The sequence below is a fragment of the Vibrio sinensis genome (genome assembly GCF_003605645.1).
GTDB lineage: Bacteria > Pseudomonadota > Gammaproteobacteria > Enterobacterales > Vibrionaceae > Vibrio > Vibrio sinensis.
Map to the genome: position 1 here is coordinate 1 of NZ_QVMU01000018.1, position 21,358 is coordinate 21,358.

The following is a 21,358-nucleotide window of genomic DNA, read 5'->3' on the forward strand; positions in this document are numbered from 1 at the left end:
CAAAACTGTCCTTACTCGAAAGTAAGAAGTAATTTTAAAGCTATTACCATTCCAACAGAATGGTAATGAATTGACTGTGCCAAATAACTTCTTTCTACAAGAGAAAGTCATTATTYGTATTGGTCACTCAGTTCATTGAACCCAATTTGTTTCCGAAGAAACAGTCTTTGCCTAAGCAAAAACTTATTGGATTATCATCAACGAGTGCCCACACAGATTGATAGGTTTATATTGTTAAAGAGCGTTGCTTTAAAAGAAACTTTTCTTTCGAAGCGGAGGTGAATTCTAACGAGATAATTAAAAGAGTCAAACACTTTTTTAATTTATTTTTCTCATCGAGTAAAACCTCGAGACTAACCGCTGAAGCCTTGTGGCATCTGCCGTGTCAGTGGATGCGCATTATAGATAACTGAACTTTCTTGGCAAGTGTTTTTGCTAAAAAAAATCAAAAAAACTCACGTTCGATGAATAAACAATCAAAGCGTACAAAAACAGAGCTAAAACTCATTATTCCCAATGAGTTTTAGCCTGAAAACTATATAAAGGCGTATGCATCCGCAAACATACGATCACTACGAGCTTGCTTATTTTGGGTAAACAACTCTCTCGCTGCCCCCGCCATTTCAAAACGTCCCGCTATATAGATATCGTAATCTTGTAAGCTATCAAAGTCTGCATTAATAGCTTCAAGAACATTGCCCACTTTACCATCCCAGTTGTCAGCGGTTTCTTCAACGACCGGAATAAAGTGAATATTGCTGTATGCTTTAGCAATTTCAAGCAACTCTTGTTTGGCATATAACTGACGACTATCTCGAGCTCCCCAATATAGATATATAGGGTTTTCCCTCTGCTGAGCAACACAATGATCTAAAATAGAGCGTACATAGCTAAATCCGGTGCCACCCGCAATTAATAGTAAAGGTCGCTCACTTTCCTCTTGAATCCAAGCATCACCATGAGGTGCGTCGATCATGATATGGCTATTATCATTCAATGCCGCTTTCATTGCTTCGACGACTTCCAAAGCATAAGCATTGTGTTCTGCTGCGCCGATGTGTAATTCCAACTCCCCCTCATGACGACATGGGCTGCTTGCAATAGAAAAAGGTCGCTTGTCTTTCTCGGCCATCTCAACCATTAAATACTGGCCTGCTTTAAAGCTGACAGGGGATTCAGGGTGCAACAAAATCTGGTAGGTATTGCATGCTAAAGGCTCTATTGACTTTACTTTACATTGAATACTCATGGTTTCCTCTCGCTTACTCTTCAAAAGTAAGGACTAAATGACTTTCTGTATGAGCTAGACAGGGAAATATCCAGCCTTGTTGTTGTTCTTTATCGGTGAGCATCGGTTCTAATTCGTAACTGATATCTCCCGACACTTTCTTACACATGCACATTGCACAGGCCCCAACCTGACAACGATGTGGGAAGCTTATATTATTGTTGAGCGCAGCTTCCAACACCGTTTGTCCAGCCGGGACATCAAACTCTATCTTGCTAGGCAAGAGTGTCACTTTATGTATCATTCAATACCCAATTGGTGCCAGATAGCATCGATCTTAGCGACTAATTCTGAGTTTTTCTTGATTGGGATCCCCCACTCTCTAAGTTTTTCATTCCCTAGTTTATTGGTTGCATCCCATGCCATACGGCTAACACCTGAAGCAGTTTGAGTATCAAGATGGCTATCACGAGCAGGATCCATACGAGTTGTTACCGCCCAAATTACATCATTCCAATCACGAATATTGACGTCACCATCGCATACAATCACAAATTTTGGTTCGACAAACGCTTCAAGTTGAGACCAAACATTATCAATCACCTGACGGCCATCACCAACATTTTGCTTATTGATAGACAATAGAATCATTTCACCAGAGGTTGGCCCCTCCGGTAAGTAAATATCTAATATCTGCGGCATACTTTGTTTAATCTCAGCAAGCTTCTTCTCAAAGTCGATGACTAATGCTTTTGGCTCACAGTGAGATAGGGCTAGCTCCGCATCCCATTTTATTGTGGCATCTAAACCCATTTTAGAACCTAGACCGACAACTGGAGAAGCAAAGTCGAGTGAATCTATCGGGGTATTTTCAATCATTAAAGTGTCGCGAACTGGATCCATATTGACCGTCATCGCTTTAGACACCTCACGCCAATCTCGTGCATTAACCGATTCATCGCAGACTATCACGTACTTGGTATACATAAATTGACGTAAAAAAGACCATACTCCCATCATCACCCGTTTGGCATGACCAGGATATTGCTTTTTCATAGTCACGATCGCCATACGATACGAACAGCCTTCAGGAGGAAGGTAGAAATCTTCAATCTCAGGGAATTGCTTTTGTAGAATAGGCACAAAAACTTCGTTTAATGCCACTCCTAATACGGCTGGCTCATCAGGTGGTCGTCCTGTATAGGTGCTGTGATAAATTGGCTTATTGCGCATAGTAATATGCGTAATAGTGAAGACATGATGCTTTTCTTTTTCGTTATAGTAACCAGTATGATCGCCATAAGGGCCTTCATCGGCAAACTCAGTTGGATCTATATAGCCCTCCATTACGATTTCCGCACTCGCGGGGACTTCAAGATCATTACTCACTGATTTAACCACTTCGGTACGGCTACCACGTAGTAACCCAGCAAAAGCATATTCTGATAAAGTATCAGGAACAGGTGTTACCGCACCTAGAATCGTCGCAGGATCAGCACCGAACGCTACGGATACTGGAAACAATTCACCAGGATTAGTTTCCATCCAGTCTCGTAAATCAAGAGCACCACCACGATGGGCTAACCAACGCATGATAATCTTGTTTTTACCGAGCTTTTGCTGACGATAAATACCCAAATTTTGTCGTTTCTTATTCGGACCTTTCGTGACGGTTAAACCCCAAGTCAATAATGGCGCGACGTCATCCTGCCAACAACTCATCACAGGTATTTTATCGAGATCAACATCCTCTCCTTGCCAAACAATCTCTTGGCAAGAGGCTTTTCGCAACCTTTTTGCGGGCATATTCAAAACTTGCTTGAACACTGGTAGCTTATCGAGAGCGTCTTTAAACCCTCTCGGTGGCTCAGGTTCTTTTAAATAGGCGAGTAATTTCCCTACTTCACGCAGTTCTTGAACATTGTCGCGCCCCATGCCAATTGCCACACGCTCTGTCGTTCCAAACAAATTGGTCAATACGGCATAATCGTAACCAATAGGGTTCTCAAACAACAGTGCCGGACCGCCAGCACGTAATGTACGATCGCTAATTTCCGTCATTTCATAATGCGGATCAACGGGGTGAGAAATGCGCTTTAGCAGGCCTTTTTTTTCAAGGTGATCGATAAAGTCGCGTAAATCCTTAAAACTCATAAGCTTTCTAGTGGCTGGTTAAACTACAAGCAGTATACCAAAAAGAAAAATTATCAGATCCCCATTTTTATTGTGGGTACCTGAACAAAAGAAGCATCAAGGAGAGAGAACTTGTAAAATTGCGCGGTCTTTCACACTCTTATCCTGTGTGACTAATTCTTCCAACCATGAGGTATAACCTTGGTTCGCCAATTCCCTTGCGACAAAAGTGACATCTTCTTTTAGCGCCATCCGAGAGATTAGAAATGCTTTTACGTCAGTACTCATCGGTTTTATTCGCGTTAAATTGCGTAAAGCTTGTTGCTTTAAACTTGGGTTATGCGTTGCTAACATAATTTGTTGTAGTGCAAATTCGTCAGCCACCATTGCTAACCTATCCAACTCACCGCGACTCACTTCATCGGTTTTCATTAACCAAAGGAGTTTATAGACCTGAGGATCTTCGCTCACTTGAGCCAAACGTACCATCACTTGAGTTGATGGTAACCAGCTTGTCACGAGTTCATCAGTGAGTTGATTAGTAAGCGTTATTATTGCATCGGGGGATAAACTATCGAGTTCTCGAATGAGTAGTGCTTCTCGGGTTTTCTTTTGATATTCCGATCCTGAAAGCCAAGTTTTTAGGTCCAACTCATTACGCTCCGCTTTTAGTACAAAATCGAGCGTTGACTGATCTTGTTCCCAACGTTTCATTAAACGGTTTGCGACAGCGGGATAATTAAAGGCAGGGACACTAAACTCATAGCCATCATTACGTTCTAATATTTGATAGGTCGGAATCTTGCGTTTTTGCTCTTCAACAAAAATAGCCATTTTAGGCGTTAAGATAATATTTTGCTGTTCGAGTTTTTTGAGTAATAGATAACGAGCAACCTCTTGCTGAGGTAAAGCTAGGCGTTCTAAAGAAAAATCTAGTGAATCAATACTATCTTCTATGACGTACTGTAACAACTCGCCGACTTTCTGGTGAATCTGTTCGCTTCTCAGCCATTGTTCTGCGCGTTCTGGTTCCATTTCCGTTGCGGAAAGATTGGTTGGCCAAAAAACGAGAAACAGAGACAGGAGAACTGATGACAACATTCCTTGTTGCATATTAACCTCCTTGTAACATTCGCATCCATTTTGCGATTAACTGCTATTGAATGCAAACAAAAACGCCACTGATTCAATCAGTGGCGTTTTTATTTTAAACTATTTTATTGACGGCGCATTGCATCGAAGAACTCATCATTGGTCTTCGTCATAGCAAGCTTATCAATTAGGAATTCCATTGCATCCGCTTCACCCATTGGATGAACGATCTTACGCAGAATCCACATTTTTTGTAGTTCGTCAGTCTTAGTTAGTAACTCTTCACGACGAGTACCAGAACGGTTGAAGTCAATCGCTGGGAATACACGTTTTTCTGCAATCTTACGGTTTAGGTGCAGTTCCATGTTACCTGTACCTTTAAACTCTTCGTAGATTACTTCATCCATCTTAGAACCAGTATCAACTAGCGCTGTTGCGATGATAGTTAAGCTACCACCTTCTTCAACGTTACGTGCTGCACCAAAGAAGCGTTTTGGACGATGTAATGCGTTTGCATCCACACCACCTGTCAATACTTTGCCTGATGATGGAACTACAGTGTTATAAGCACGCGCTAGACGAGTAATCGAATCAAGCAAAATAACCACGTCTTTCTTGTGTTCAACAAGACGTTTTGCTTTTTCGATAACCATTTCTGCCACTTGTACGTGACGAGATGCTGGCTCATCGAACGTCGATGCAATTACTTCGCCTTTAACAAGACGTTGCATCTCAGTTACTTCTTCTGGACGTTCATCGATAAGAAGTACCATCAACTCACATTCAGGGTGGTTGTACGCGATGCTTTGTGCAATATTTTGCAACAACATTGTTTTACCCGCTTTCGGCGGAGCAACAATCAGACCACGCTGACCTTTACCAATAGGTGAAGCCAGATCCAGAATACGAGCCGTAATATCTTCTGTTGCGCCGTTACCACGTTCCATAACCATGCGCTCATTGGCATGTAGAGGAGTAAGGTTTTCGAACAGGATTTTATTACGTGCGTTATCTGGTTTGTCGTGGTTTACCGTATTTACTTTAAGCAATGCAAAGTAACGTTCGCCATCTTTTGGTGGACGAATTTTTCCGGCAATCGAATCACCTGTACGCAGGTTGAAACGACGAATTTGACTTGGTGAAACGTAAATATCGTCAGGACCAGCAAGGTAAGAGCTGTCTGCGCTACGTAGGAAACCAAAACCGTCTTGCAGAATTTCCAGAACCCCATCGCCAAAAATATCTTCACCACTTTTTGCATGTGCTTTAAGGATGGCGAAGATTATGTCTTGCTTTCTTAGACGAGCAAGGTTTTCTAAACCTAAGCTTTCGCCAAGTTTGACAAGATCAGACACAGGTCTGTTCTTCAGTTCTGTTAGATTCATGGTGGTAGATGCTTGTTTAGTCAAAATAGGATCTGTTTTCTAGTTAAGATGGATTTGGTCTCTGGATCGACCAAGAAGAGAATACTTGTTTAATTAACGTGCGATAAATTATCACTAAATACTAGCCTAGTCTATCTTTTGTTGCCCTTCAAAAACAAAACCGTGTATTTGGTTAAATACACGGTCTACATTGGCTACTTGCTTATAAGTTTGCGTCCAAAAACTCTTTTAATTGAGTCTTAGACAGCGCGCCAACTTTCGTTGCTGCAACGCTACCATCTTTAAAAAGTAATAACGTTGGGATGCCACGAATACCAAATTTCGGTGGAGTACCAGCATTTTGGTCAATATTTAGTTTACCGATAGTGAGCTTGCCTTCGTACTCGTCTGCGATTTCATCAAGAATAGGCGCAATCATCTTACAAGGACCACACCACTCTGCCCAAAAATCAACAAGAACTGGGCCTGCAGCATTGATTACATCGTTTTCAAAACCATCATCAGACAACTGCAAAATCTTATCACTCATCTTCCACTCCAATATATTTTTCGGGACTGGTTGGATGATAACCAGTATTTAGATGCTCTATTGGAATGTATTTACTTTCGTATTGCAAGCGTAAGCTGATATTCTATACCCATGAAAAAGACGCACATCACAGAGCAAAAGTTCGCCGATTTGGCTTTACAGCCCCAAATCATTGAAGGATTGGATAAAAAAGGGTTTGAATTTTGCACCCCTATCCAAGCCTTGGCGCTCCCGGTACTGCTCACCGGCCAAGACATTGCAGGCCAGGCCCAAACGGGTACTGGTAAAACGCTTGCGTTTCTTACTGCTACTTTTAACCACCTAATGACCACGCCTGAGCATGAAGGGCGTAAGCCAAATCAGCCGCGCGCTATTATTATGGCACCAACGCGTGAGCTGGCGATTCAGATCTTTAATGATGCTGAACCACTGATCGCAAGCACCGGAATTAAAGCAGCACTTGCTTACGGCGGCGAAAGCTATGAGAAGCAGCTCTCAAAACTGGAAGAAGGTGTCGATATCCTAATCGGTACAACTGGCCGTATTATCGACTTCTACAAGCAGAAAGTCTTTAACCTAAACCACATTCAAGCGGTTGTTCTAGATGAAGCCGATCGTATGTTCGATTTAGGATTTATTAAAGATATCCGTTTCTTGTTCCGTCGTATGCCTGAACCAAAAGAGCGTTTGAACATGCTGTTCTCAGCAACGCTTTCATATCGAGTTCAAGAGTTGGCATTTGAACACATGCACAATCCTGAGCACGTGGTTGTTGAACCTGAACAAAAAACAGGTCACCGCATTCAAGAAGAACTATTTTATCCATCTAACGAAGATAAAATGGCACTGCTTCAAACGATTATTGAAGAAGAATGGCCAGACCGCGCGATCATTTTTGCTAACACTAAGCATAAATGTGAATCAGTTTGGGGACACCTTGCTGCCGATAAACATCGTGTAGGTCTGCTTACTGGTGACGTTCCACAGAAAAAACGTGAGCGTATCCTAGAGCAATTCACTCAAGGTGAAGTCGATATTTTAGTCGCTACTGACGTAGCTGCTCGTGGTCTACATATTCCTCAAGTAACACACGTATTTAACTTCGATCTACCTGACGATTGTGAAGATTACGTACACCGAATTGGTCGTACTGGTCGTGCTGGCGCAAGTGGCAACTCAATCAGCTTCGCTTGTGAAGAGTATGCGATCAACTTGCCAGCAATCGAAGAATATATTGAACATACCATTCCAGTATCTGAATATGACGCTAGCGCGTTAATTCAAGATCTTCCTGCGCCAGTTCGTTTGCGTTCAAGTCGTCCGCAACAACGTCGCACGAATACTGGTGGTTCTCGTTCAAATAATCGTCGCTCACCAAACCGCTCTCGTCCGCGTCCACAAAAGGAATCTTAAGTCGCCTATGAGCCAAGCAGTCTCTTCCCCACTTTACGCAGCCATCGACCTCGGGTCGAATAGCTTTCATATGCTCGTTGTGCGTCACATTGATGGCAGCGTTCAAACAATGGCAAAAATAAAGCGCAAGGTTCGCCTTGCCGCCGGCTTAGATCAAAACAATGCGCTAAGCCAAGAAGCCATGCAGCGTGGCTGGGACTGCTTGAGTCTTTTTGCAGAGCGACTGCAAGATATTCCTGAAAAAAACATCCGCATTGTCGGCACTGCTACCTTGCGTACCGCGACAAATGTGGATGTTTTTCTACAAAAAGCGAATGAAATTCTTGGTCATAATATTGACGTAATTTGTGGCGAAGAAGAAGCAGCAACAATTTATAAAGGTGTCGCACATACCTCGGGAGGCTTAGGCCGACGTTTAGTTGTCGATATTGGTGGGGCGAGTACAGAGCTCATCATTGGTGAGGGATTTGAAGCCAAAGCTTTAACAAGCCTTAAGATGGGTTGTGTTACCTGGCTAGAACGCCATTTCAAAGACCGCCAATTAACAGAAAGCAACTTTAACAACGCGATTCTGTCAGCAAAAGAAACATTGCGACCTATCCTTACCCAATACACCGACTTAGGTTGGGATGTTTGTGTTGGCGCTTCCGGAACAGTGCAAGCTTTACAAGAAATTATGCTGGCACAAGGCATGGATGAAGTCATCACTCATGCAAAGCTTAAACGTTTACAAAAACAAGCTATGCTAGCCGATCACCTAGAAGAGTTAGATATCGATGGTTTAACCCTTGAACGCGCATTAGTTTTCCCTAGTGGCCTCTCTATCTTAATTGCTATTTTTGAGCTACTTAATATCGATTCAATGACACTCGCAGGTGGTGCATTACGTGAGGGCTTAGTATATGAGATGGTTGATGAACTCAAGCAAGATGATATTCGCGTTCGTACGATTACTAGCATTCAAAATCGTTACCAAATTGACACCGCCTATGGCGAGCAAGTCGCAACACTTGCTCAACGACTACTTGAGCAATGTAGCCCTGAATGGGTCGCCGAAACTCAAGGTCCAATCTTATTAGAAACTGCTGCCAAACTGCATGAAATCGGTTTAACCATAGATTTCAAACAAGGCGGAAAACATAGCGCGTATCTACTACAGCACTTAGATTTACCTGGTTACACGCGTGCTCAAAAGCATCTCCTTGCTGAGATCACGCGTCGCTATAGAGAGCAACTGACCTCTCTACCGGAACAACATGCCCTTTCAGGGATTAGTGCTAAGCGAGTCTTACGCTTGTTGCGTTTAGCGGTGCTACTCACCCATCGCCGTAACCCAGCTTTAGAGCCTAAAGTGATTCTAAAATCTGATGGCGAAAACCTAACGTTAAGTATTAACCGTTTATGGTTTGAAGCAAACCCATTGACGGCAGCAGAACTCGAAATAGAAGCTAACCGCCAATCCGATATTGGTTGGCCACTGGTCATTGAACTTCTATAAGAAAAGCTCTCTCGTTCAGAACAAATAAAAAAGCCCGCATTTAATGCGGGCTTTTTTATTTTCGTCGGTATCGCATAACCTAAGAAGTTGCGTTCGTCACGCCCATCAACTTAAATTCCGGATTAACCGCAGTGAGTTTTTTCACTAAGTAATTCAGCAATACACCATACATAGGAACGAATAGTCCCAAGCTGATAATTAACTTAAAGCCATAATCAACTAAAGCAATTTCAGTCCAGTGCTGAGCCATAAATGGATCAGGGCTTTGGTAAAACGCAACAGAGAAAAACGCTAACGTATCAATTGCATTTCCAAACAAGGTTGAACATGTTGGTGCGATCCACCATTGCTTCATTTGACGCAGACGGTTAAATACTGACACATCCAGTACTTGGCCTAATAAATAAGCAAAGAAGCTTGCCGCTGCAATGCGTGCAACAAACAAGTTAAATTCACTCAACTGACCTAAGCCTTGAAATTGGCCTTCAAAGAAAACAACAGACAAAAAGTAAGACACAACTAAAGCAGGTAGCATCACTAAGAAGATAATCTTACGAGCCATTTTTGCGCCAAAAATGCGGACAGTTAAGTCAGTAGCGAGAAAGATAAACGGAAAAGTGAAAGCACCCCACGTGGTGTGGAAGCCAAAGACTGTGAAAGGTAACTGAACCAAATAGTTGCTTGATGCAATAATGATCAGGTGAAACAATGCTAAATAAAGAAGGGCGTTGCGCTGCTGCGCAGGGGTGAAGTTACTCATGCGATACCTTTTTAATTTGGTTTGGGGGCGAGGGAACCCAAATCGAATTCAGCTAGAAATTCCAGCGAATCCTTACCAACAATGTAAATAAAATAATGCTCAACTGAGCGGCGAGCGATTATACATTAACCGCTCAGAGTCGCAAGTATGAGTTTAGTGAATAAAAGAGCATCATCGCGACATTTAAACTAAAAGCCGCGTTCAAACAATGACGCTAAATACGCAAGTTCCTCTTCGCTATTTTGTACGCCTAATGCCTCAAACCACACACATTCACTATAATGTTCTGCTTTAAGAAAAAGCTGACAATCTTCGAAATCAATCAACCACGAATGAATATCCGCATCGCATTGTTTCTCAATAACAGATGCCGATAATATCTGTAACAGGCGTTCACCTAACTCAGGAAAGGTATCAAAATCAAAATGAGGCGCTCGAATAACAATCCGCCCTTCCGTAGGTAAAAACTCCATAAGTCCAAATTCTGTTTGATGCTCATCCATTATGAGTAATGTGCTCCTGAATCAAATCTAAGAAAGGGTCAGCATATTTTTCTAGCTTACGTTGTCCAACTCCGCTAACTGCTAGCATTTCGCCATAAGACATCGGCAATATTTCTGCCATATCGATAAGTGTGGCATCACTAAAGACAACATAGGGTGGTAATCCATCTTCATCTGCAATGGATTTACGTAGTTTCCGCAGTTTCGCAAACAATTTTTTATCGTAATTTTTACTCGATAATTTATCTGATTTAGCAGCACGAGCCGCGGTGTCTAAACGGGGTACCGCTAATTCAAGAGCCATATTGCCACGCAATAATGGCCGTGCCTCTTCAGTTAATTGCAATGTGGAATTACGGGTAATATTTTGGAACAACAACCCTTTATGAATCAATTGTCGAAAAATACTCACCCAGTAGTCATGACTATGATCTCGACCAATTCCATAAGTGGATAGTTTGTCATGACCATTTTCTCGAATACGAATATTTTGCATTCCTCGCATCACTTCAACAACGTAGCCAATACCAAAACCTTGATTTACACGGTAGACACAAGAAAGTGCTTTCTGTGCTTCTTGAGTGGCATCAAAGTGTTTTGGTGGGTCAAGGCAAATGTCACAGTTACCACATGGCTTCTCACGATATTCACCAAAGTAATTTAATAACACTTGGCGACGGCAAGTTTGTGCTTCAGCAAACGCACTCATCGCATTGAGTTTATGGCTTTCAACTTGTTTTTGTGGACCGTCCGGTTTTTCATCAAGCATTCGACGCAACCAGCTAATATCGGCTGGGTCATAAAGCATTACCGCTTCAGCTGGCAATCCATCACGACCGGCACGACCCGTTTCTTGGTAATAAGATTCGATATTACGTGGAATATCAAAATGCACGACAAAACGGACATTAGGTTTGTTTATCCCCATACCAAAAGCGACAGTAGCCACAACAATTTGAATATCATCGCGTTGAAATGCTTCTTGTACATAAGCACGTTCGTCAACATCTAATCCTGCATGATAGCTTGCAGCTCGAATATGGTTATTGCATAGTTTTTCGGTCAGCATTTCCACTTTCTTGCGGCTACCACAATAAATAATGCCGCAGTTGCCTTTTTGAGTATCAAGGTAACGAATGACTTGCGAGACAGGCTTATGTTTTTCTAACAAGGTATAGCGAATATTAGGTCTATCAAAACTCCCCAAATGAATATGGGGTTCCACTAAACTCAAGCGGCTCATAATATCGTTGCGGGTTGCATCGTCAGCTGTTGCGGTAAGTGCCATAAATGGAACATGGGGAAAATGCTGCTTTAACTGCCCAAGAGCTGCATATTCAGGTCGAAAATCATGGCCCCATTGCGATATACAGTGAGCTTCATCAACCGCAATCATACTCAGTGGCAGGCTGGTTAGGCGCTCAATAAAATCGCGCATTAATACACGCTCAGGAGAAACATAAACTAACTTTAGAGATCCAGAGTGCATACGATTATAGACACTAACCAAGTTCTCACGCGACATAGTGGAGTTAACACATTCTGCCGCAACACCATTTGCCTTTAATTGATCGACTTGATCTTTCATCAAAGAGATCAATGGTGATATAACCAATGTAAGCCCTGAACGTACCAAAGCGGGAATCTGATAGCATAATGATTTCCCCCCGCCTGTTGGCATAATGACCAAACTATCTTGACCTTCTACCGCAGAATCAATCACTTCACGCTGCCCATCTCGAAAATCTTGATAGCCAAACACCTGTTCAAGAATGCTCTGTGGGGTGTTAATTGTGTCATCAGCCGATTGCGCTAAAAGTGTCGAGGTCATGTATTGTCTCAGTTATAAAGAATGCTCAATGCGCGCCTGCGCAAGGGGGGTCATTGTAGTGGGGAATGGTGGCGAATAAAACCGCAAATTGTTAGGTGTTTCTATAGTGCGCTCGTATACTGACCAATCCTGTTCAACATATAAATGAAGTGATGTTGTATGACACCTGAACAACAACAACGATCTCGTCAAGGCGTTTTGCTTGCGATCGGTGCCTACACTATGTGGGGCATTGCACCTATTTATTTTAAATCCATTGTAGAAGTACCACCGTTAGAAATTCTAAGTCACCGTGTTGTGTGGTCTTTCTTCTTACTTGCGGGTTTATTACATCTGAGTAAACGCTGGCGCTCAGTCCGAGATGTTTTGCGTTCCAAGCCCAAAATGCTCTACCTTGTTACAACGTCTATTCTTATTGGTGCAAACTGGTTAATTTTTATTTGGTCGGTTAATAGCAATAAAATGTTAGATGCCAGTTTAGGCTATTACATCAACCCCTTAGTCAATGTACTACTCGGCATGTTATTTTTAGGTGAACGACTCCGTAAATTACAGTGGTTTGCTGTTGCGCTTGCGGCCTGTGGGGTTCTCGTTCAGTTGATTGCTTTCGGCTCCGTACCTATCGTCGCAATTGCGCTGGCGATGTCATTTGGTTTCTATGGGCTACTGAGAAAAAAAGTCAGCCTTGATGCGCAAACGGGATTATTTATTGAAACTTTAATCATGTTACCCGCAGCCGCGGTCTACCTGTTGTTTATTGCAAACTCTGCTACGTCAAATCTAGCCAATAATCCGATGACACTAAATATTTTGTTAATCGCCGCAGGGGTCATAACCACCTTACCGCTACTCTGCTTTACGGGGGCAGCAACACGGCTAAAGCTATCCACTCTGGGTTTTTTCCAGTACATCGGACCGAGTCTGATGTTTACACTGGCAGTACTCGTTTATGGTGAAGCTTTTAGTCCCGATAAAGCTATTACATTTGGATTCATTTGGGCTGCATTGGTTATTTTCAGTTTTGATGGTATTACGACAAATCGCCGAAGTAAAAAAGTAGCCACGGCACAATAAACTTTTTTACAAGACAATCGAATAGTAGAAAGTTAAGCTTGGTCGTATTTACTACCAAGCTTTTTTTATTTTATGGAACGAGTCAGCTATCACAATACGATCAGCGATGCGATAAGTTTGATTGAAGCAAGCTACACACAGTTTGCCTTCTCACGTCACTATCATCTCGATTTCCATATTGGCCTCATCACTCACGGTGAGCAAAAATTCAATCACAACGGCAAAACAAATCACGTGGGACATGGACAAATCGTCATCATGCAACCTGATGAATTGCATGATGGGAAATCCACTCTTGAGGCCGGATATCAAACTCGAGTATTTGCTATCGACCCCGCTTGGTTTCAACAACTGACCGATCTTCAACACCCGACTCATACCCTTGCTTTTAAGCAAAGCATTGTTTCAAACACGGCATTATTTAATCATCTCAAACAAACCCATTGTCGTCTCTCAACATCCCATATCAGCCAACTTGAAAAAGATTGCCTGCCTTTTGATGGGCTTTATCAATTGCTGGAACAATTTAGTACGACCAAATCCATCAGTAACTATTCGCTCGGTGTGCAATCCATTCACACTCTCAAAGAGTATTTACTAGAACATCTTGATCAACCAGTGCGCCTCGAACAACTTTCAAACTTATGTCACTTAAGCCCGACACAATTTCAGCGCCATTTTAAAAATCAAATGCACATCACGCCTTATGCTTGGCTATATCGTTTGCGATTAGAACAAGCGATGAAGCTACTTCAATCTGGTTTAAGTTCAACGGATGTCGCTTATCGTGTTGGCTTTTATGATCAAGCTCATTTTGCCAAAGCTTTTAAGCAAACCTATGGTGTTCCACCCTCACAAATCATTGGCTGATCAAAATTTACAATCATGTCGGGACTTTCAACGTAATAATGTCCACCACATATCCCTAGTCAATAACAATCATGAACGAAATAACCACTCTGGCAACGTTAGCCACTGTCCACTTTGTTGCCTTAATGAGCCCAGGCCCCGATTTTGCCCTCGTTGTTCAAAACGCTACTCGTCACGGCCGACAAACTGGTCTCTACATCGCATTAGGGTTGTCTTGTGGCATATTACTCCACTCTATTTTTAGCTTAACCGGGGTTAGTTACATTGTTCATAAACACCCAATGCTATTTTCTCTATTACAAATATCCGGTGGTAGCTATCTACTCTATTTAGGTTTTGGAGCAATACACGGTGTTTGGAATAGCGTTACTCAATCAACGCCAATACAGGAAAAAACTGCAGAAAGTGTAATTTTAACCAATAAACGCCAAGCATTTTCCCGTGGATTTACAACGAATATTCTTAACCCAAAAGCCCTAGTGTTTTTTGTTAGCTTAATGTCGAGCCTCGTTCCTGCAGGTATGTCTCTGACAGGAAAAGGGGCTGCACTCATCATTCTATGGGGGCTATCTCTCATTTGGTTTTCATTTTTAGCTTGGGCGCTTTCAACTAAAAGATTGCAACGAAGGTTACACGCCATCGCGATCTACATAGACGGTTTATGTGGTGCTATTTTTACGTTACTCGGGGGCACAATTGTGTGGCAGGCGATCAGCGCTTTCTAGGTAGCGATTAAAGAATGAGTACGAAGTAAGACATCAAGCAACCTGACACAGATCACATTTATCTAGTTGTTTTATATAAATAAAAATCACTACCATTTACGAGTAATGGCAATTCTCTACTCCTCTTGTAAGAGATCTCTCACAAAAGGATAAGGATATCTCGTATTCTCTCTATGAGAGATCAAAGCAAGACAAATGTAAGTCACTAATACAAAAGGAAAAACGACAATTACCGTTATATTACAGAAAAGGTAATCGTTTTCCTTTTATTGCAGAAACAAGGAAAAAACGTAATATTAACCCTGTTGGAAGGATTCTGACACGGAACAGGAAATAGCCACGGATTAGGTAATCTTCAGGAAGAAGATACGGTTATTCAGGAAGAATAGTCGGCACGGATAGCAAATTGGACATTGAACGGAATCAATAGTAACTAGGATGGTTACTACTAAGGATGGGAAATGGACACCTCTGGACGAGGCAAGGACTAAACATCAGGAAGATGTAGGGACACCGCTCAGGGAACAAGTGATGAGAGCTAATCAGGATGATTAGTGGACCAGGATAAGGTCAAGGACACCGCTAGGATGGCGACGAAAGGAATACGCTGAAGGATTACAGCACACTATCATGGATTTGATGCATGGAGCACTTTTAGTAGCCGGATTGCTGCGAGTAAGACTATAACCCCGATGGGCCTTGGCCCTCGGGGTTTTTCTTTTCCCTCTACCTGCCTATTTCTTTCTGATGCGTTGTTGGCTACTTTCTCTCCTCCCATCACATAGAAAACTATGCTCAGGGATGTCGTTCAATTGCCGCCTAGCATCAGCTGAAAATAGATTGGTAGGTACGGTATTGCTCAGGGGATTCACTTATTTATTGCCTAGCTAAAACTTCCTCTACTTTGAAGTAACCACGAGCTTAGAAACCAAACTATCGACCAAAACATAATGGTTCTAGTGAAGCATTGCTTGAAAGAATCAGCTGCAAATAGATTGGTAGGTACGGTATTGCTCAGGGGATTCGCTTATTTATCGCCTAGCTAAAACTTCCTCTACTTTGAAGTAGTCACGAACGGAGAGACTAAATAATCAAACAAACCATTTCTTGATACGACTAGCTAAATCTGTACAGCTAAAAACTTTTTAGCTCATGATAAGCGAATTAGCCCAGTTAAAACCAAACAGATTAAATTATTTAATAACAACAACTTAGTTAACAAGCGTTACTTGATGTACAGCTTTTCTAGCTTTTGGACACCCATAGGCCAAATACTAAAAAGGAGTGCCGAAGCACCCCTTTGTTATTTGAATCACTGGAATAATTACAGTTTTTCTAAACGAGCATAAGCAGTCACTAACCACTTAATTCCCTCGCCATTAAAGGCAACTTGGACACGACTTTGTGGGCCACTCCCCTCAAAGTTAATAATGGTGCCCTCACCAAATTTCGCATGCATAACACGTGAACCTAAACTAAAGCCCGTTTCATTGAAGCTCTCTTTCACCACAGTTTGGCTAAAACGGCCACTGCTAGTTGGACGGCTCACTTTGGCTTTCATGCGGACTTCATCTAGGCATGTTTCTGGTAATTCTCGGATAAAGCGAGATGGCTTATGATATTTATCTTGGCCATATAAACGACGCATCTCAGCATAAGTAATGTAGAGTTTCTCCATCGCACGAGTCATACCGACATAGCAAAGTCGACGTTCTTCTTCCAAACGCCCAGCTTCTTCTGCTGACATTTGGCTAGGGAACATCCCCTCTTCTACACCAACCATAAACACGAGAGGGAACTCCAAACCTTTTGCACTGTGCAGCGTCATAAGCTGAACAGCATCTTCAAATTCATCCGCTTGTCCCTCGCCAGCTTCAAGCGCGGCATGAGTCAAAAATGCGGTGAGATCTGACAGTTCTTCTGCTTCTTCAGGTTTTTCAAATTGACGCGTTGCCGTAACCAGTTCTTCCAAGTTTTCAATTCGCGCTTTAGCTTTCTCGCCTTTCTCTTGTTCGTACATAGCGTACAAACCTGAATATTTGATTACATGGTCAGCTTGCTCATGAAGAGACATTTCATTGGTGTCATCTTCCAGTGCATTAACCAATTCAACAAAACGACTCAAAGCTCCAGCAGCTCGACCAGGTAAAACTTGCTCATCAAGCAACGCAACGCTCGCTTCCCACATAGTGCAACCACGATCTCTCGCAGCAAAGCGAATAGTCTCTAACGTTTTATCCCCCAATCCACGTGTTGGAGTGTTTACCACACGTTCAAAAGCGGCATCGTTAGCGCGGTTAGACATCAAGCGTAAATAACTTAAAGCATCACGAATTTCTTGGCGCTCGAAGAATCGCATACCACCGTAAATTCGATAAGGTAATCCTGCCTGAATCAATGCCTCTTCAAGTACACGTGATTGGGCGTTGTTACGATAAAGCATGGCAGCATCATTCAACGCGCCGCCTTTATCTTGCCATTCTTTAATTTTTCCCACCGCGAAACGAGCTTCATCCAATTCGTTGTAAGCGGAATAGACCGAAATGGGCTCACCTTCGACACCATCGGTCCAAAGCTCTTTACCCATGCGTTCAGTATTATTCGCGATCAGGGCATTGGACGCTTCTAGGATCGTTTTAGTTGAACGGTAGTTTTGCTCCAAACGAATGGTATTCACACTAGGGAATTCTTGGGTAAACTTCTCAATATTCTCGATTTTTGCACCACGCCAGCCATAGATTGACTGGTCATCATCACCCACGATCATTACATTCGACTGCGGACCCGCCATCATTCGAAGCCAAGCATATTGAATGTTATTGGTATCTTGAAATTCGTCGACCAAAATATGCTTAAAACGCGCTTGGTAATGCTGGCGAATCGCAGCTTTATCACGCAACAACTCATGTGTACGTAATAAAATCTCAGCAAAATCGACTAGACCTGCACGATCACACGCTTCTTGATACGCCGAGTACAACTGCAAGTAGGTTTTTGTTACTGGATCATGGTAAGCATCGATGTGGTTAGGGCGTAGACCCTCATCTTTTTTACCGTTAATCCACCAGCAAACCTGACGAGGTGGCCATTGTTTTTCATCGAGGTTTTGCGCTTTAATCAATCGTTTTAATAAACGCTGCTGATCATCACTATCAATGATTTGAAAATCTTCCGGTAGCTTGGCATCCAAATAATGTGCGCGAAGAATGCGATGGCAAATACCGTGGAATGTACCATTCCACATGCCTGATGCTGTCCCCATCATCAACTCTTCTATACGACCACGCATCTCAGCCGCCGCTTTGTTAGTGAACGTCACTGACATAATCGAGAATGGTGATGCTTGCTCCACCGACATAAGCCATGCAATGCGATGAACTAACACACGAGTTTTACCACTCCCTGCGCCAGCAAGGACAAGCATATTTTCAAGTGGGGCTGCTACGGCTTCACGCTGTTTATCGTTAAGGCCGTCGAGAAGTAAAGATGGATCCATCATGAGCAAGCTACTGGTTATTTATACATAAAAGTTGATTATAACCTAAACAGTCCCCTTGAATCAGAAGAAAAATCAGAATTTTTTTAAGATTTTTAACGGTTGCAAATCAAACAATTGCGCAACATTTTGTTATCATTTTGGCTCGTGATATAAATTTGATGAAAGTTTTTCCGCTGGTTTTCTATCCTTTTATGTAAGCAAGTTAATGAATTGGCTTGCGAAATTAAATCAAGGAAATCAGTCTGAGGATATTACTATGAAAAAGTCTAATCTTGCCGTTACCGCTGCCATCACTGGCTTAATTGCACTTGGTGGAACCATGCTAACAGCGGCTCCTGCGGTCGCAGCAGAAAAGGAAAAATGCTACGGCGTGGCGAAAGCAGGCAAAAATGACTGCGCAACAAAAACCAGTTCATGTGCTGGTACAGCCAAAGAAGATAATCAAAAAGATGCGTTTGTAGTCGTACCAAAAGGACTATGTGGAAAACTTGCAGGCGGTATGACTGAAAGTTAAACCTTTTTATGTGAGGTGTGTTGATGCTCAACCATCACACCTCTCGTCTTTTATATCACGACCATAATTAGGGATGATAATACGTGACTCGAACAACGCATCATCACAAAGTTGGGGTTGGTTTACGCTCCCCCCATCATGAATTTTTTTCTACTGAGCCTGCGCAATTATCTTGGTTAGAAATACACAGCGAGAATTACTTTCAACCCTATTCTCCAGCCAGAAGAGTGCTACAACAGTTACTCGAAGAGTATCAAATAAGCTGTCATGGTATTGGGTTATCACTGGGGAGCGTTGAACGAATTAACCCTATTCATATTCAACAACTTCGCACGTTAATCGATGAAGTCGATCCAATCCTGGTTTCAGACCACTTAAGTTGGAGCGAAAATGGTGGTCATTATTTTAATGACTTACTACCACTTCCTTATACTGAAGAAGCACTGAACGTGTTTTGTCGTAATGTACTTGAGGTACAAGACGCACTAAAGCGTCCGTTGCTTATAGAAAATCCATCGAGTTATCTCAAGTTCAATCATTCAACCATCACCGAATGGGACTTTCTTGCGGAAGTTCACCGCCGTACTGAATGTCGCCTCCTGCTCGATTTCAATAACGTACATGTTTCTGCATTCAATCACGGCTTTGATAGCCAAACCTACCTACAAGCAATCCCAGCAGAAGCGGTAGATGAAATTCATTTAGCCGGATTTACCGTCAAACAATTGGAAAAAGGTGAGATTTGGATAGATACCCATAGCCAACCAGTCAGTGACGAAGTCTGGCGGTTATTTAAATCGTGGACACAGCAACATGGTACGCGACATACATTGATCGAGTGGGACTTAGATATCCCAGAACCTGAAATATTGCTCGCCGAAGCGAGTAAAGCCAGTCAATGCCTGTTTGAATTCGAAGAACAACGCGAAATCGAACACCCACAAGACACATTAAATAAAGACGTGAAGAGGCAAGTATCATGAATTTGTCTTTAGCTGAACTACAAGAACAATTTGCCAAATCACTCCATTATCAAGCCAAAGGTGAGCAATGCGATATTGTCAGTGATACTTTTTCAGCAGATGAACGAATGCAGATTTATCGCAATAATTTTATCATCAGTTTAAGTGAAGTCCTTCAAACAACCTATCCCATGGTAACCGCCCTCATTGGAGAAGAGTGCTTTGAGCAAATTGCGCGACAACATGTTTTAACTCATCCTCTCACGGTCGGAGATGTTTCTCACTATGGCGATGGGTTTGAATCGACCATTCTCTTATTTGACGAAGTGGCTAAAGCCGCGCCGTACTGTGCTGAAGTTGCGCGCTTTGAATGGGCTCAAGATCTTGCACAACAAAAATATAATACTCAGCAAATACGCCCAGCCAGACCATTAGCACATTTAGCCACGCTCAATGAAAACCAACATGGTGACATTCGCTTTCAGCTTCACCCTGATGTCATGCTTTTTCAAAGTGAGTATTCACTCTTTTCTTTGCAGCACGCTATCAATAACCATCAATTCGATGGGCTTAATATTAACCTTGCGGAACAAGGTGTCATCGCCTGTCATCGTGATGGGACGGTTTGGGCTCACACTCTCGAACACTCAGCTTATCGGCTATTAAGTGATATTCAATATGGCCAACCCCTGAGTGCAATCGCGGAACCATTATTGGCACAATTAAATGTCTTAATCGAGCTCAATCTCATCGCTGGTTTTTACATAAATGAGCTTTTGGACACCCATAGACCAGAACATCACTAAGGAGAATCGAATGACGAATAACACTCGCAGTATCGTTGAAACTTATGACGCCTTAATTGAGCAATTACAGTACGTTTTTGTTCCCGTTTTACTGCTGTTTTGTCGTTTATGGGTTGCTTGGGTCTTTTTCAATTCAGGAGTCATTAAAATTTCATCTTGGGATAGCACGCTTTATTTATTTGAGTACGAATACCAAGTCCCACTCATTCCTTGGACACTAGCAGCCTATATGGGTACCGCTGCGGAACTTATTTTACCGGTATTCCTCACATTGGGCTTACTGACTCGACCGATGGCAGCAATTTTATTTGTCTTCAATATCATCGCCGTTGTTTCTTATCCACTACTTTGGGAAAAAGGCTTTTACGACCACCAGCTGTGGGGAATGATGATTTTAGTGGTTGTAGTTTGGGGACCTGGGCCACTTTCACTCGACAAGATAATCAAAAGCAAACTACAAAGTTAGCTCTAACATTGAATACTTAATTTTTTAAGCTCTTAACGTACTAGACTCTTAACGTACTAGGCTCTTAATT

Annotated in this window: 19 protein-coding genes; 9 read left to right on the forward strand and 10 right to left on the reverse strand. The window is 42.4% G+C overall.

Annotated elements, in window-relative coordinates; all coding sequences use genetic code 11:
* Positions 1–535: 535 nt before the first annotated feature.
* The 6 genes from fre to trxA all read right to left on the reverse strand — a co-directional run bounded on the left by fre (position 536) and on the right by trxA (position 6,367).
* Positions 536–1,249 carry an NAD(P)H-flavin reductase gene (fre, locus tag DZ860_RS16160; RefSeq protein WP_120033353.1) on the reverse strand — a complete coding sequence of 238 codons (714 nt, stop codon included), beginning with the start codon at positions 1,247–1,249 and terminating at the stop codon, positions 536–538.
* A 13-nt stretch (positions 1,250–1,262) separates the two neighbouring features.
* A complete protein-coding gene (locus DZ860_RS16165; RefSeq protein WP_120033356.1) occupies positions 1,263–1,532 on the reverse strand; it encodes a 2Fe-2S iron-sulfur cluster-binding protein in 270 nt (89 codons plus the stop codon).
* Complete coding sequence (ubiD, locus tag DZ860_RS16170) at positions 1,529–3,382, reverse strand: 4-hydroxy-3-polyprenylbenzoate decarboxylase (RefSeq protein WP_120033359.1); 1,854 nt, start codon at positions 3,380–3,382, stop codon at positions 1,529–1,531. Before ubiD ends, DZ860_RS16165 begins: the two co-directional genes overlap by 4 nt.
* Before the next feature lie 96 nt (positions 3,383–3,478).
* Positions 3,479–4,474 (reverse strand): hypothetical protein, encoded by a 996-nt coding sequence (locus tag DZ860_RS16175; protein ID WP_120033362.1) that lies wholly within the window; start codon positions 4,472–4,474, stop codon positions 3,479–3,481.
* 104 nt (positions 4,475–4,578) lie between these two features.
* Positions 4,579–5,838, reverse strand: a complete 1,260-nt coding sequence (rho, locus tag DZ860_RS16180) for a transcription termination factor Rho (protein WP_120033544.1) — start codon at positions 5,836–5,838, stop codon at positions 4,579–4,581.
* Positions 5,839–6,040: 202 nt separating this feature from the next.
* Positions 6,041–6,367 carry a thioredoxin TrxA gene (gene trxA / locus DZ860_RS16185; protein ID WP_120033364.1) on the reverse strand — a complete coding sequence of 109 codons (327 nt, stop codon included), beginning with the start codon at positions 6,365–6,367 and terminating at the stop codon, positions 6,041–6,043.
* Between the two features lie 111 nt (positions 6,368–6,478).
* Between trxA and rhlB the strand changes: the two genes are divergently transcribed.
* Both rhlB and gppA read left to right on the forward strand, forming a co-directional pair.
* The gene (gene rhlB / locus DZ860_RS16190) at positions 6,479–7,780 is read left to right on the forward strand and encodes an ATP-dependent RNA helicase RhlB (protein WP_120033367.1); all 1,302 of its coding nucleotides are present in this window, start codon (positions 6,479–6,481) and stop codon (positions 7,778–7,780) included.
* A gap of 7 nt (positions 7,781–7,787) precedes the next feature.
* The gene (gene gppA, locus DZ860_RS16195) at positions 7,788–9,278 is read left to right on the forward strand and encodes a guanosine-5'-triphosphate,3'-diphosphate diphosphatase (protein WP_120033370.1); all 1,491 of its coding nucleotides are present in this window, start codon (positions 7,788–7,790) and stop codon (positions 9,276–9,278) included.
* A 79-nt stretch (positions 9,279–9,357) separates the two neighbouring features.
* Here the strand turns inward: gppA and DZ860_RS16200 are convergent, their stop codons facing one another.
* The 3 genes from DZ860_RS16200 to recQ form a co-directional block, all read right to left on the reverse strand.
* Positions 9,358–10,038, reverse strand: coding sequence for a 7-cyano-7-deazaguanine/7-aminomethyl-7-deazaguanine transporter (locus tag DZ860_RS16200; RefSeq protein WP_120033373.1), 681 nt, complete (start codon positions 10,036–10,038; stop codon positions 9,358–9,360).
* 188 nt (positions 10,039–10,226) lie between these two features.
* Entirely contained in the window at positions 10,227–10,541 is a 315-nt protein-coding gene (locus DZ860_RS16205; RefSeq protein ID WP_120033376.1) for a DUF3630 family protein, read from the reverse strand.
* A complete protein-coding gene (gene recQ / locus DZ860_RS16210; protein ID WP_120033379.1) occupies positions 10,534–12,372 on the reverse strand; it encodes an ATP-dependent DNA helicase RecQ in 1,839 nt (612 codons plus the stop codon). The genes DZ860_RS16205 and recQ overlap by 8 nt, the downstream gene beginning before the upstream one ends.
* Before the next feature lie 159 nt (positions 12,373–12,531).
* Here recQ and rarD point away from each other — a divergent pair, with 159 nt between their 5' ends.
* The 3 genes from rarD (at position 12,532) to DZ860_RS16225 (ending at position 15,041) form a co-directional block, all read left to right on the forward strand.
* Complete coding sequence (gene rarD, locus DZ860_RS16215; RefSeq protein WP_120033381.1) at positions 12,532–13,446, forward strand: EamA family transporter RarD; 915 nt, start codon at positions 12,532–12,534, stop codon at positions 13,444–13,446.
* A 72-nt stretch (positions 13,447–13,518) separates the two neighbouring features.
* Positions 13,519–14,316 (forward strand): AraC family transcriptional regulator, encoded by a 798-nt coding sequence (locus tag DZ860_RS16220; RefSeq protein WP_120033384.1) that lies wholly within the window; start codon positions 13,519–13,521, stop codon positions 14,314–14,316.
* A 71-nt stretch (positions 14,317–14,387) separates the two neighbouring features.
* Positions 14,388–15,041, forward strand: a complete 654-nt coding sequence (locus DZ860_RS16225) for a LysE family translocator (RefSeq protein WP_120033387.1) — start codon at positions 14,388–14,390, stop codon at positions 15,039–15,041.
* 1,324 nt (positions 15,042–16,365) lie between these two features.
* On the opposite strand, the gene uvrD is transcribed toward DZ860_RS16225, so the two are convergent.
* Complete coding sequence (uvrD, locus tag DZ860_RS16230; protein ID WP_120033390.1) at positions 16,366–18,540, reverse strand: DNA helicase II; 2,175 nt, start codon at positions 18,538–18,540, stop codon at positions 16,366–16,368.
* 256 nt (positions 18,541–18,796) lie between these two features.
* On the opposite strand from uvrD, the gene DZ860_RS16235 reads away from it, so the two are divergent.
* From DZ860_RS16235 to DZ860_RS16250, 4 genes are all read left to right on the forward strand, one after another.
* Positions 18,797–19,054 (forward strand): BufA1 family periplasmic bufferin-type metallophore, encoded by a 258-nt coding sequence (locus DZ860_RS16235; RefSeq protein WP_120033546.1) that lies wholly within the window; start codon positions 18,797–18,799, stop codon positions 19,052–19,054.
* 83 nt (positions 19,055–19,137) lie between these two features.
* Positions 19,138–20,037: an MNIO family bufferin maturase gene (gene bufB, locus DZ860_RS16240; protein ID WP_120033393.1), complete on the forward strand. Its 900-nt coding sequence runs from the start codon at positions 19,138–19,140 to the stop codon at positions 20,035–20,037.
* Positions 20,034–20,822 (forward strand): HvfC/BufC N-terminal domain-containing protein, encoded by a 789-nt coding sequence (locus DZ860_RS16245; RefSeq protein WP_120033396.1) that lies wholly within the window; start codon positions 20,034–20,036, stop codon positions 20,820–20,822. The genes bufB and DZ860_RS16245 overlap by 4 nt, the downstream gene beginning before the upstream one ends.
* Before the next feature lie 10 nt (positions 20,823–20,832).
* Positions 20,833–21,288 carry a DoxX family protein gene (locus DZ860_RS16250; protein WP_120033399.1) on the forward strand — a complete coding sequence of 152 codons (456 nt, stop codon included), beginning with the start codon at positions 20,833–20,835 and terminating at the stop codon, positions 21,286–21,288.
* The last annotated feature ends 70 nt before the right edge of the window (positions 21,289–21,358 follow it).

Bases quoted from the DNA above. Each gene is read 5' to 3' on its own strand.
- fre (WP_120033353.1), bottom strand. From the start codon at position 1,249: ATGAGTATTCAATGTAAAGTAAAGTCAATAGAGCCTTTAGCATGCAAT.
- DZ860_RS16165 (WP_120033356.1), bottom strand. From the start codon at position 1,532: ATGATACATAAAGTGACACTCTTGCCTAGCAAGATAGAGTTTGATGTC.
- ubiD (WP_120033359.1), bottom strand. From the start codon at position 3,382: ATGAGTTTTAAGGATTTACGCGACTTTATCGATCACCTTGAAAAAAAA.
- DZ860_RS16175 (WP_120033362.1), bottom strand. From the start codon at position 4,474: ATGCAACAAGGAATGTTGTCATCAGTTCTCCTGTCTCTGTTTCTCGTT.
- rho (WP_120033544.1), bottom strand. From the start codon at position 5,838: ATGAATCTAACAGAACTGAAGAACAGACCTGTGTCTGATCTTGTCAAA.
- trxA (WP_120033364.1), bottom strand. From the start codon at position 6,367: ATGAGTGATAAGATTTTGCAGTTGTCTGATGATGGTTTTGAAAACGAT.
- rhlB (WP_120033367.1), top strand. From the start codon at position 6,479: ATGAAAAAGACGCACATCACAGAGCAAAAGTTCGCCGATTTGGCTTTA.
- gppA (WP_120033370.1), top strand. From the start codon at position 7,788: ATGAGCCAAGCAGTCTCTTCCCCACTTTACGCAGCCATCGACCTCGGG.
- DZ860_RS16200 (WP_120033373.1), bottom strand. From the start codon at position 10,038: ATGAGTAACTTCACCCCTGCGCAGCAGCGCAACGCCCTTCTTTATTTA.
- DZ860_RS16205 (WP_120033376.1), bottom strand. From the start codon at position 10,541: ATGGATGAGCATCAAACAGAATTTGGACTTATGGAGTTTTTACCTACG.
- recQ (WP_120033379.1), bottom strand. From the start codon at position 12,372: ATGACCTCGACACTTTTAGCGCAATCGGCTGATGACACAATTAACACC.
- rarD (WP_120033381.1), top strand. From the start codon at position 12,532: ATGACACCTGAACAACAACAACGATCTCGTCAAGGCGTTTTGCTTGCG.
- DZ860_RS16220 (WP_120033384.1), top strand. From the start codon at position 13,519: ATGGAACGAGTCAGCTATCACAATACGATCAGCGATGCGATAAGTTTG.
- DZ860_RS16225 (WP_120033387.1), top strand. From the start codon at position 14,388: ATGAACGAAATAACCACTCTGGCAACGTTAGCCACTGTCCACTTTGTT.
- uvrD (WP_120033390.1), bottom strand. From the start codon at position 18,540: ATGATGGATCCATCTTTACTTCTCGACGGCCTTAACGATAAACAGCGT.
- DZ860_RS16235 (WP_120033546.1), top strand. From the start codon at position 18,797: ATGAAAAAGTCTAATCTTGCCGTTACCGCTGCCATCACTGGCTTAATT.
- DZ860_RS16245 (WP_120033396.1), top strand. From the start codon at position 20,034: ATGAATTTGTCTTTAGCTGAACTACAAGAACAATTTGCCAAATCACTC.
- DZ860_RS16250 (WP_120033399.1), top strand. From the start codon at position 20,833: ATGACGAATAACACTCGCAGTATCGTTGAAACTTATGACGCCTTAATT.